This window comes from Candidatus Eremiobacteraceae bacterium (assembly GCA_036511855.1).
Taxonomy (GTDB): domain Bacteria; phylum Vulcanimicrobiota; class Vulcanimicrobiia; order Eremiobacterales; family Eremiobacteraceae; genus JABCYQ01.
This window is the reverse complement of sequence record DATCBN010000094.1, coordinates 26,047-36,923: the sequence shown is the minus strand read 5'-3', so window position 1 is coordinate 36,923 and position 10,877 is coordinate 26,047. Positions and strand designations below refer to the sequence as shown.

General features: G+C 62.6%; 12 protein-coding genes. 6 read left to right on the top strand and 6 right to left on the bottom strand.

Annotation, left to right across the window (positions count from 1 at the left end; translation table 11 throughout):
* On the top strand, positions 1–442 hold a 442-nt coding region (locus tag VII69_12305; protein HEY5095888.1), incomplete at its 5' end, for a hypothetical protein.
* Between the two features lie 149 nt (positions 443–591).
* Here VII69_12305 and VII69_12300 read toward each other — a convergent pair.
* From VII69_12300 to VII69_12290, 3 genes are all read right to left on the bottom strand, one after another.
* A complete protein-coding gene (locus tag VII69_12300) occupies positions 592–1,671 on the bottom strand; it encodes a sigma-E factor regulatory protein RseB domain-containing protein (GenBank protein HEY5095887.1) in 1,080 nt (359 codons plus the stop codon).
* Positions 1,652–2,131, bottom strand: coding sequence for a zf-HC2 domain-containing protein (locus VII69_12295; GenBank protein ID HEY5095886.1), 480 nt, complete (start codon positions 2,129–2,131; stop codon positions 1,652–1,654). Before VII69_12295 ends, VII69_12300 begins: the two co-directional genes overlap by 20 nt.
* Before the next feature lie 128 nt (positions 2,132–2,259).
* Positions 2,260–2,835 (bottom strand): sigma-70 family RNA polymerase sigma factor, encoded by a 576-nt coding sequence (locus VII69_12290; protein HEY5095885.1) that lies wholly within the window; start codon positions 2,833–2,835, stop codon positions 2,260–2,262.
* 134 nt (positions 2,836–2,969) lie between these two features.
* Between VII69_12290 and VII69_12285 the strand changes: the two genes are divergently transcribed.
* Entirely contained in the window at positions 2,970–3,509 is a 540-nt protein-coding gene (locus VII69_12285) for a hypothetical protein (protein ID HEY5095884.1), read from the top strand.
* Here the strand turns inward: VII69_12285 and VII69_12280 are convergent.
* From VII69_12280 to VII69_12270, 3 genes are all read right to left on the bottom strand, one after another.
* Positions 3,500–4,357, bottom strand: a complete 858-nt coding sequence (locus VII69_12280) for a bifunctional 5,10-methylenetetrahydrofolate dehydrogenase/5,10-methenyltetrahydrofolate cyclohydrolase (GenBank protein ID HEY5095883.1) — start codon at positions 4,355–4,357, stop codon at positions 3,500–3,502. The genes VII69_12285 and VII69_12280 overlap by 10 nt on opposite strands.
* Entirely contained in the window at positions 4,354–4,992 is a 639-nt protein-coding gene (locus VII69_12275; protein HEY5095882.1) for a cyclodeaminase/cyclohydrolase family protein, read from the bottom strand. The genes VII69_12280 and VII69_12275 overlap by 4 nt, the downstream gene beginning before the upstream one ends.
* 160 nt (positions 4,993–5,152) lie before the next feature.
* A complete protein-coding gene (locus VII69_12270; GenBank protein ID HEY5095881.1) occupies positions 5,153–6,193 on the bottom strand; it encodes a copper amine oxidase N-terminal domain-containing protein in 1,041 nt (346 codons plus the stop codon).
* A gap of 115 nt (positions 6,194–6,308) precedes the next feature.
* Here VII69_12270 and ahcY point away from each other — a divergent pair, with 115 nt between their 5' ends.
* The 4 genes from ahcY to hemH are packed head-to-tail and all read left to right on the top strand — an operon-like array spanning position 6,309 to position 10,877.
* Positions 6,309–7,598 carry an adenosylhomocysteinase gene (gene ahcY / locus VII69_12265; GenBank protein HEY5095880.1) on the top strand — a complete coding sequence of 430 codons (1,290 nt, stop codon included), beginning with the start codon at positions 6,309–6,311 and terminating at the stop codon, positions 7,596–7,598.
* Between the two features lie 2 nt (positions 7,599–7,600).
* Positions 7,601–8,830 (top strand): methionine adenosyltransferase, encoded by a 1,230-nt coding sequence (gene metK, locus VII69_12260; GenBank protein HEY5095879.1) that lies wholly within the window; start codon positions 7,601–7,603, stop codon positions 8,828–8,830.
* On the top strand, positions 8,740–9,861 hold the full coding sequence (gene hemE, locus VII69_12255; GenBank protein HEY5095878.1) for a uroporphyrinogen decarboxylase: 1,122 nt from the start codon (positions 8,740–8,742) through the stop codon (positions 9,859–9,861). Before metK ends, hemE begins: the two co-directional genes overlap by 91 nt.
* A 5-nt stretch (positions 9,862–9,866) precedes the next feature.
* A complete protein-coding gene (gene hemH / locus VII69_12250) occupies positions 9,867–10,877 on the top strand; it encodes a ferrochelatase (GenBank protein HEY5095877.1) in 1,011 nt (336 codons plus the stop codon).

Sequence of the window (10,877 nt, the reverse complement as noted above, 5' to 3'; positions counted from 1 at the left end):
CACGGGCGCATTCGCAGAGTCGCGCGTGGCCGACGGCGGATTCGTGGTCGACGTGCCGGTGCCGCTCACCACGATAACCGATGATTTCATAGCGGTGTGGGCAACGCTCTTGCCAGTCATCGCGAGCAGCTTTCGGCCGGCGACCATAATCGTGTCGGCCGGGTTCGATTTTCTGATGGGCGATCCGATCGCGGGACTGCCGGTCGCGGGGCGAGCGGTGGATTCTTTGTGCGGTCTGTTCGGACAGGTGGCCGATGAGTGCGGCGCGTCGTTGTGTTTCGTGCTCGAAGGCGGATACTCGATTGAGAATATGACCGCGAGCGGGTTAGCGCTCGCACGCGATTTCGGCTGCGCGTCCGGCGAGGTGCAGGTGCCGGTGTCGGCGCTTCCATCTTCACCGCACCTTCGCGACATCGTGACCGAGACGCTCAAGTGGTTCTAGCGACCTGCAGGAGGGCAAGTAACCCGTACTAGGGTGAGCAACGCTCACCCAATTGGGCAAGCGATGCTTGCCCTAGTACGTGCGTAGAAAAAACGGGGCAAGCGATGCTTGCCCTAGTACAGTTGCCCTAATACAGTTGCGCTAATACGTTAGGGTTTTAGGCTTGCGCCGATGGCGCTAAGTTCTTTGGCCGACAGGTCGCCGACGAGCGTGAGATTCAGGCCGTTGGAATTCCACGAGAGGATCGTTTCACTGCCGACCTCCGCATACTTGCCGTCGTTGTCTCCGACAGAGATCGCGTGCGGCGAGCCGTTTTCGAACTTCGGGAGCCGGCCGGTGGCGTTCTCGAATAGTGAGAAATCGCGCAAGCCGTCGTCGTAGACGAGCTGCAATGTTTGCACCGCATCGTGCATGCCGACCGACTCGTGGGTCAATAGAAAGCCATCCGGCAAGAATTTTGGCCGCACCACAGTGAACGAAAGAGCCGCCGCGGCCGCCACATCGGTGGCGGATTTGGTCGCATATGTCGCGCCCGGCACGAGCGTCATGCCGGCAGGGATGGAAAGATCGAAAAGATCCTTCGGCAACGACTTGACCGCCCGCACGTTGTCGAAGCTCGTCTTCGACGCGATCGTGCCGTCGGCGTGATAGATCTCCCGTCTGAGGATCAGGCTCGTCTGATCGTCAACCCACAGGCGCTCGACGAGCGTCCCAGTATGTTTCGACGTCATCACAAGATTGTGCGCGGCGCGCCCCGCCACGCTGGTCGCCGCGCCCACATCGACCGTGTAATTCTTTTCGATGCGGCTCGTATCGAGCGCGTCGCCAAGTGCGATCTCGTTCGAAGACCAATCATTTGCGTAGACTTTGTTCGCGCTAGGTTCGTATTGATAGGTGACGGTTTCGTTGCTGATGATCAGCCGGCCGTACGCGTCCGCCGGCGCGACGTACCAAATGCGCCACTGTGACGGCGCGAGATGGTCGATGTTCACGACCGTCGACTCAGCGCGGTCGCTTGTGTAGACCACCGAGGTCAGAGTGCCGGTGTAGGACGTGGCGTCGTCGGCTAGGACCGAGCGCGCCAACAGCGCGTTGCCTGCGGGCGATGAAGCCGCCGGCGAAGCGCACAGTGAAAGAGCGGCGATCGATACGATGGCGGCGCTCAGACGGCGCGCGTGTGCCGGCCGCTCGCGGCCTATGGGCGTGAGATCAGCGCGGTGCTTGCGCATCGGCATTGGCGGATGTCAAGACGTAATCGGACCAGGCGCGATCGTTCGCAGGCGAGCTCATGGTCTGAGCGACGTGTTCGCGCAAGTAGTAGTTCGTGGAGAACTGGGGAGGCGTCGCCATCGTATGGTCGTGGCGAAGCACGCCGGCCCCGCCGATCATGAGCAGGACCGCGAGTGGCACCGCGAGTTGCGGACGTAGAAAGGCGCGCACTTGCGTGATCAGCGACGGACGTTCGCCCGCGTGCATCGACATGCGCACGCCCGCGATGACGGACGTCGGCAAAGCCCGATCCGGGCTGAAGGCGGCGCGCAGCGCTTCGACGAGCGCAAGCTCGTCGCGATGGGCACGCATGCATTCGGCGCACTCGTGGATGTGGGTGAAGACGGCGGCATCCGAGACATCGTCGAGTTGACGATGGACGTAGTCGACGATCAGCGGGCGGCAATCGGTGCAAGTCATGACAATTGGTCCTTAGATTATTGCGTCTAGCGTGGAGAAGCGCCGAACGGTGGAGCGCGCTGCACCCTTCGAATATGTATAACGCAAGAACTCGACCCGGAGTTTCACTAACTGAAATGCGGGACAAATCATCCTTGCGGCTCCTTTTCCCGTTCGGAAATCACGAGCCGGCGCAGTTGCTCGCGCGACCGGTGCAGACGCGATCGGACCGTGCCGATCGAGCAGCTGACGATGTCGGCGATCTCTTGATATGAATACTCCTCGATGTCGGCAAGAACGACGACGACGCGCTGATCGTACGACATCGCTTTGAGGGCGCGCTCCATCACCGGCGACAACTGGCGTTCGTGGAGATTCGCGATGGGGTCGTGTGATGCGTCGAGCGCGGGGCGTGATTGCGGCTGATTGTCTTCCGGCAGCGGCTCGACGAACACGCCTTTCCGCTTGCGCAGCTCGTCACGATGAAGGTTCGTGACGATCCGGTAGATCCACGAGAGGAACGAAGTGCCCTCGCGAAAACTTTGCCAGGCACGGAAAACGCGGATGAACGCTTCTTGCGTGAGATCGCGCGCGTCGGATTCGTTGCCTGTCAGGCGATACGCGTAATTGTAGGTTTGGCGACCGTATGTCGCCATAGCGTGCTCGACGAACGCGATCTGCTCGGAGGAGGGCGCGGTGATGGGGGAGCGCGGACGCGCAGTCATCGCGTTCGGTCTTTGTCGTCGGCCTTGCTCAATACCTTGCCGTTGCCGGCAGGACCGCTCCGAAAGACCGGGTAAATCAAACACCAAGGCAGTTTTTTCATCGCACCGATTCCAGCGTTTTCCGGAGATATTCATTGATCGAACGCCGTCTGCCCGACGACCCAAATGAAACGGTTCGCCTCATAGTCTCGCTTCTCGTCCGGCACTCCGAGCTTTCTCGCATCGCCATCGATTCCAAGGCGCGCTCCATATCGTTTTATTTCATCGTGCGCGGAGCCATCGGCAAAGCCGAACGCGCCGCGTTCACGCGCGCGGTCCACGAGCACATGCAAGCGTTTCACGATCTCGACCGGCGCTCCGGAATCAGAGTATCGATCGAGATGGAAGCCGTGAACGGGATCACGATCGTTGAAGTGCGGCGCGACACGCGCACGGTCGCGCGCGAAGAGCTTGCAGTGGTCATCGCGTTGCTCGTCGACGCGTTTGGCGACCGGGTCGCAGCCAATCCGCCGGCCGACGGCGACGACGATCCGGCGGCGCAAGAAGAGATGGTCGGAAACGCGTTCGACGCGCTGCGGCGTGGTAAGCAGAAGAAGAGTCTGGTGGGATTTCGCGACGAGCGCCGCGTGCTCGTGTGTTTTGCCCATGGCGGGCGCGCGGGAAGTCAGGACTGATTTAGCGCCTCGGCGGCGCTCACGATATTTCGAAGCAAGATCGAGGTCGTTATCGGACCGACGCCCCCCGGCACCGGCGTCAGGGCTCCCGCGACCGCGGACACGCTGATGGGATCGGCATCGCCGACGAGCCGGCCGTCCACCACCGTCGTGCCCACATCGACGACGATCGCGCCGGGCGCCACCATATCTCCCGTGAGAAATCCGGGCTTACCCACCGCCAAGACGACGATATCCGACGCGAACGTGATGGCGGCTAAATCTTTCGTTCGCGAGTGGCAAACAGTGACTGTGGCATCCGCCGCGGTGAGAAGTGCAGCGGCGGGCCGTCCCACGACGGCCGAGCGCCCCACGACCGCGACGCGCGCGCCGCGCAAGGGCGGCGTCGGCGGCAGGCTCAAGATTTCCAGCACCGCGCTCGCGGTCGACGGCACGAACTGCGGCTTTCCAAGCGCGAGCAGACCTTGATTGTAAGGATGAGCGCCGTCGACGTCCTTGGCCGGATCGATGGCTTCGACGATGCGTTGTTCGTCCAACTTCGCCGGCAGCGGGCGTTGGATGATCAAACCGTGGACGGTGGGCTCGTCGACTATGCGTAGGACGATGGCGAGCGCACCTGAGGTATCCGCGGACGCGCCGATCGGAACGATTTCGATATTCACGCCGGCATCGGCGCCGATGCGACGCGCAGTCTGGGCGTAGAGCAGGCCTGGTCCGTCGCCGTCGACGACGATCGCGACGCATTTCGGCGCGATGCCGCGCGCGCGGAGCACGGCCGCGCGCTGCTTGACTTCTTCACGGATTCTCAGCGCGAGCGGGCGGCCTTCGAGGCGCGTCGCCGCCATCATGCGCCGCCTTTGAGCAGCGCATTTACTTTCCCAAGCACGACCTCCGACTGGACGTTCACTTGAGCCATGGCCGCATGCAGGCGCGAAGTCAGTGCGTCGGCCGCACCCCGGTCCTTGAGCGTCTTGACGTTGATCTCGACGTTGAGCGCGGCTCCTTTTGCCGCGCCCTGTGCGAACGCTGCGGCACACCCGATGTCGCTCACCGCGCTTGGATTGCCGAAGTTCACGAGTTCGGCCGCGAGTGCGCATGTGCGATGGGCCAGCTCCACGACGCGCAATGGCGGCTCTGCGGCGCCCGCGAGCGCCTGCTGTATGGCGGCGCTGCGCGCGCCTTTTTCCTCGTCTGTGCTCTTCGGGAGCTTGTAGGCTACACTCACGCGGTCGAACGCGACGACGTCATCGTCGATGCAGGTCACGAATTCGTCCACGATCTCCGCAGCCGATGCGCCGAGCATTGTCGCGCGATCGGCCACATCGGCGAATTTTGGCGAGTTCGATGTGAGTTGCGCGACCATGCGAACAAGACCGGCGGCGAATGCCCCAACCGCTGCCGCTGCACTTCCGCCGCCGGGCGTTGGGTCGGCCGATGCGAGTCTATGCGCGTATTCGCTCACCGACATAGAAGCGAGAGTCAAATGTTTTCTCCCCAAATGACGACGTCCAGCCGTTTTGCGGCAGGACGTCGTGTACCTTGTCGTCTTGTCTCGTCTGTACTCGGGCGAGCATCGCTCGCCCCGTGGGCAAGCGGGGCCGACCATAAATGTCGGCCCCTACAATCACGCGGGTGGGCGTTGGTCAGCTCTTGAGATGCAGGGTGATGGTCGCGGAGTTCGATGTCGGCTTGCTCGCCGTGAGGCGAACGGTGACATTCCCGCCGCTCACAACGTTGATCGTGACTACTTGTGAGAAAGAGCCGTTGGCGTCCGCGATGACATCGGCATTATAGCTGCCGGCCGGCATCCGGAAGACGCCGTTGACAATCGCCACGCTGGCCGCAACGATGTGCACGCGAGAATTCGGCAGAGCGGTTCCGGAAACCGTAAACGAACCGCCGACCATCGAGCCGCTCGAAGGCTGAAGATCGTGGAGGTAGTTGTCATTAGTGCTCGTGCCCGACGTGAACGACCAACTGGAGTCGAACGATGAGCCGGTCGAGGACGTGCCGACGACGCGCACAGTGTGCGAGGCGGTCGAAAGCGCGTACGGCGGCGTGAAGAGGAAGTCGGTCGGCGAGATGGCGGTCGCGCTGGTCACATCGCGAGAGTCTATGGTAACTTTCACGGAATTCGGATCGACGGTTTGCGAAAAGGTGGCCGAGACCGCAGGCTCGCTGGATTGAACGACGCCTTGATCGGGCGGGCTGAGATTGGTGAGCGCGACCGGCTGCGACGAACCCGATCCCGAAGAACCGCCGTTTGTCGAAATGCTGACGGTCTGATTGCCCGAGTCGTAATTGACCGCGGCCCCAAGCGCTTCGGAGATGAATCGCAGCGGCACAAGAGTGCGCGCACCAACCAAGAACGGCGCCACGTCGCTCGTGTAGTTCTGTCCGTTGATCGTCGCGGCAGTCGAACCTATCCTCAGTGAGATGTTCCGGCCGTTGCCGGTGGCGTTTATCAAACCGTTATCGTAGACGACGGTCGCGCCCATGCGCTCGAACACACCGCGAAGCGGCACAAAAACTCGGCCCGAACGTTCGATCGGTGGTTGATCGAACGACACGGTTGCGCCGTTGACCACGATGGTGACAGCGGCTGCGGCGGGTGCCGGTGGATTCGACGCCGCTATCAGCAGCGCGCTCGCGAGAGCGACCCGGATCAGTGAAGACTTGTACATTACGTACCTCGCAACAGCGAACAGAATCTCCGAGGATTCCGCGCGCGGGACAACAAAGTGGAGTGTATAGCTTTTACCCGCTATTCATGTAAATTCTCACCGGAGGAATCAACACTTGTCGACCACGCAAGAAAGCATGGCCGCGGCCGCTTACGACATCAAGGATTTGGGGCTGGCAGAATCCGGCCGGCGCCGCGTGGCGTGGGCTGCGCAAAGCATGCCCGTGCTCGCCGCAGTGCGCGATCGGTTCGCAAAAGAGCGTCCGTTCGCGGATCTCCGGCTTGGCGCATGTCTGCACGTCACAACTGAGACCGCAAATCTGATGATCGCGTTGCGCGCCGGCGGCGCTGAAGTGGCGCTATGCGCAAGCAACCCGCTTTCCACGCAAGACGATGTCGCCGCTGTGTTGGTCGCCGATCACGGATGCAAGATCTATGCGGTCAAAGGTGAGGATAACCAACGCTATTACTCCCATATCGAGGCGGTCATCGCGACGGATCCGCAATTCACCATGGACGACGGCTGCGATCTCGTCACAACGATCCTGACGAAGCATCCGGCGAAACTGGCGGCCATCATCGGCGGGACCGAAGAGACCACCACCGGCGTCATCCGCCTGCGCAGCATGGAGAAGGAAGGCGTCCTCAAGTATCCGATCGTTGCGGTGAACGACGCGCTCACCAAGCACCTCTTCGACAATCGCTACGGCACCGGCCAATCCACGCTGGACGGCATCGTGCGCGCCACCAACGTGCTGCTCGCCGGAAAAGTTTTCGTTGTCGCGGGCTACGGCTGGTGCGGACGCGGCATCGCGCAACGCGCGCGCGGCATGGGCGCGGGCGTGATCGTGACCGAGATCGATCCGACCAAGGCGCTCGAAGCAGCCATGGACGGTTATGGCGTGATGACCATGGAAGAGGCCGCACATCGCGGCGACATCTTCGTCACCGTCACCGGCAACACGCACGTGCTGCGCGAAGAACACTTCCTCTCTATGAAAAGCGGAGCGCTGGTCGCGAATAGCGGGCACTTCAACGTCGAGGTCGATATCGACGCGCTCGAGCGTCTTTCGGAAGGCGAGAAATCGAAGCCGCGCGAGTTCGTGGAAGAGTACCGGTTGGGCGACGGCCGGACGATTTGTCTGCTCGGCGAAGGCCGCCTGATCAACCTCGCGGCCGCAGAGGGCCATCCGGCAGCAGTCATGGACATGTCGTTCGCGAACCAAGCGCTCGCCGCAGAGTATGTGGTGAAGCGTCGCGGCTCGTTGAAAGCGTCCGTCTTCCCGGTGCCGAAAGAGATCGATGAAGAGGTCGCGCGGCTCAAACTCGCAGCGTTGGGCGTGACGATCGACAAACTGACGGGCGAGCAGAAGAAGTATCTGGCCTCGTGGAACGAGGGAACGTAAAAATGGCATACAAGCGTTCGTTCACATCGGAGAGCGTCACCGAAGGGCACCCGGACAAGATCGCCGATCAGATCTCAGACGCCGTGCTCGACGCCGTGTTAGCCAAGGATCCGCAGGGCCGCGTGGCGTGCGAGACGTTTGTGATCACCGGCCAGGTGCACGTGGCCGGCGAGATCTCCACCTCGTGCTATGTCGACATCCCGCAAATCGTCCGCGACACGGTGCGCAAGATCGGATACACCGACTCTCGCTTCGGCTTCGACGCCGACACCTGCGGCGTCTCGATCTCTATCGACGAACAATCATCGGACATCGCGCTCGGCGTCGATCAAGCATTGGAGATGAAAGAAGGCTCCTCGGAAGCGATGTCCGCCGTCGGTGCCGGCGACCAAGGAATGATGTTCGGATTCGCTTGCCGCGAGACCAAAGAGCTGATGCCGATTCCGATCGTGATCGCTCACCGCATCGCGCACACCCTTGCGGCCGCGCGGAAGAATGAAGTCGTCGATTTCTTGCGGCCCGACGGCAAGGCCCAAGTCACGGTCGAGTACGATGGCCACAAACCGGTGCGAATCGACACGGTGGTCGTCTCCACGCAGCATGCAGACGGCTACGACCACGGCGTCATCCACGACAACGTGCTCAAACATGTCGTCCGGCCCGCGGTGGACGGCTATCTCTCGATCGACGAGAAGACGAACATCTTCATCAACCCTACCGGGCGCTTCGTCATCGGCGGTCCGCTTGGCGATGCCGGATTGACCGGCCGCAAGATCATCGCCGACACGTACGGCGGCATGGCGCGCCACGGCGGCGGCGCGTTTTCGGGCAAGGATCCCACCAAAGTCGATCGATCCGGCGCATACGCGGCGCGATACGTGGCCAAGAACATCGTCGCGTCAGGATTGGCCGACCGCTGTGAGATCCAAGTCGCGTATGCCATCGGCGTCGCGAAGCCGGTGTCCGTATTCGTCGAGTGTTTCGGCACGAACCGCATCGAAGAATCGCGCATCGCCCAACTGGTGGCCGACCACTTCGACCTTCGGCCAGGCGCCATCATACAAAAGCTGAACTTGCGCCGGCCCATCTACAAACAGACGGCGGTCTACGGACACTTCGGCAGGCCGGAGCTCGATCTGCCATGGGAGCGGCTGGACATGGCGGCCACGCTACGCGCGGCGGCAGGCATCAAGCTCGACGAAGAAAAGTTCCCGCTTCCCATCCTGAAATAGAACGACGATCGTTGAACGGTTCGGAGCGGTTTCTCGCCGCGTGCGCGCGGAAGCCGGTAGATCGAACGCCCGTCTGGATGATGCGCCAGGCGGGCCGTTATCTTCCGGAGTATCGCGCGATGCGCGCGAACGTCGACTTTCTCACGCTGTGCAAGACCCCGGATCTCGCGGCTGAAGTCGCGCTGCAGCCGATCGAACGGTTCGGCATGGACGGCTGCGTGATTTTCTCCGATATCCTCATTCCGGTGGAAGCGATGGGCGCGCCGGTTTCGTTCGGCGACGCCGGCCCGAAATTGGACCGCCCGGTTCGCACGCTCGCCGACGTCGAGCGACTGCGCGTGCCGGATCCAGTGGAGAGCATGCCGTTCACGCTCGACGCGTTGCGCCTAGCGCGCACCGCGCTGGCAGACCGCGCGGCACTCGTGGGCTTCGTCGGCGGCCCGTTCACACTCGCTTCGTATTTGATTGAAGGCGGCGGGTCGAAGACGTACGCGAACACGAAGCAGTTGCTCTACTCCGAGCCCGCGTCGATGCACGCGCTGCTTGCGAAGCTCGCACAAACCATCGCCGGCTTCGCCGCCGCGCAAGTCGAAGCGGGCGCGCAGGCGATCCAGGTGTTCGACACGTGGGCCGGCGAGTTGTCACCAGAGGCTTACGAGGAGTTCGCCGTTCCGTATCAAGCCGAAGTCATCGCGCGAGCGAAGCGGGCGGGCGTTCCGGTGATCCTCTTCGTCAACGGCTGCGCGGGGAAGCTCCACGCCATGATGCGTGCGGGCCCCGATGTATTGAGCATCGACTGGCGCGTGGAGCTAGCCGCCGTGCGAAAGCAGGTCGGCGACGGCGTCGCGCTACAAGGCAACGTCGACCCGTGCGTACTATTGGCCACGCCGGACGCGGTCACAAGCTCGGCACGCGCGGCGATGATTTCGGCCGGACCGCTGGGCCACATCTTGAATCTCGGACACGGCGTCATGCCCGCGACGCCGCTCGAATGCGCGCAAGCGTTTGTCGACGCACCGAAATCGCCGTGAACGCGATGAAGCCGGCAGTCGTCTTAGCCCAACTCGGCGGACCGGAGAGCTTGGCCGACGTGCGCCCGTTCCTGTATAATTTCTTCGTCGACCTCATCCCCGACAATATTCCGGTGCCTGGCGTTTTCGTGCGCCCGTTAGCATGGGCTATGGCCACCGCACGCTATCGGTACTCGCAGAGCCTTTACGCCTCGATCGGCGGCGGCTCGCCGCTGCGCGCGCAGACCGCCGCACAAGCGCAGGCGCTCCGCGACGAACTCAAGCGCCGCGGCCGGCCGATGCCGGTCTACGTCGCGATGCGCAATTGGCATCCGCTGACGGACGTCGCCGTCCGACAAGCGATGGCCGACGGCGTGACGCATCTCGTGTTCCTGCCGCTCTACCCCCAATACTCGTATAGCACGACGCGTTCGAGTCTCAACGAGCTGCGGCGCGTCACGTCGGAACTGCGCGCGAAATACGAGCTGCTTGTCGTCGAAGAGTACTGCGAAGATGCTTCGTACATAGACGCAGTCGTCGCGGTCACCCGGCTCGCATTGGCCTCGTTCGCCGCCCCCGCGACAGACGTGCACCTCATCTTCTCGGCGCATGGGCTTCCGGTGAAATACATCGACCGCGGCGATCCGTATCTCGAGCACGTCAAACGGTCGATGGCGGCTGCGGTCGCGAAGCTGCAGCACAAGGGACCCGTCCATCTTTCGTTTCAGAGCCGGCTTGGCCCGGAGAAGTGGCTGCAGCCGGCATCGGACGTGTTGATCTGCGAACTAGGACTAGCCGGAGCCCGCGCAGTGTGCGTCGTTCCCATCGCGTTCGTCAGCGAACACGTCGAAACGCTCAACGAGATCGACATCCAATATGGCGAGATCGCGCGTGCTTCAGGCATCGCGGAATTCGGCCGCGCGTGCGCGGTGAAATGCCACCCGTCTTTCGTCCGATGTCTGGCCGATCAAGCGGAAGGTGCGCTGCGCCGTGCCGACGTCGGCGCAACCACCAACGCGGCCGCCGAGGCGAACTGA

Coding starts and splice junctions, on each gene's coding strand:
- VII69_12290 (HEY5095885.1), bottom strand. CDS start 2,835: ATGACTGCGCGTCCGCGCTCCCCCATCACCGCGCCCTCCTCCGAGCAG.
- hemH (HEY5095877.1), top strand. CDS start 9,867: ATGAAGCCGGCAGTCGTCTTAGCCCAACTCGGCGGACCGGAGAGCTTG.
- metK (HEY5095879.1), top strand. CDS start 7,601: ATGGCATACAAGCGTTCGTTCACATCGGAGAGCGTCACCGAAGGGCAC.
- VII69_12280 (HEY5095883.1), bottom strand. CDS start 4,357: ATGATGGCGGCGACGCGCCTCGAAGGCCGCCCGCTCGCGCTGAGAATC.
- VII69_12295 (HEY5095886.1), bottom strand. CDS start 2,131: ATGACTTGCACCGATTGCCGCCCGCTGATCGTCGACTACGTCCATCGT.
- VII69_12270 (HEY5095881.1), bottom strand. CDS start 6,193: ATGTACAAGTCTTCACTGATCCGGGTCGCTCTCGCGAGCGCGCTGCTG.
- hemE (HEY5095878.1), top strand. CDS start 8,740: ATGGGAGCGGCTGGACATGGCGGCCACGCTACGCGCGGCGGCAGGCAT.
- VII69_12300 (HEY5095887.1), bottom strand. CDS start 1,671: ATGCGCAAGCACCGCGCTGATCTCACGCCCATAGGCCGCGAGCGGCCG.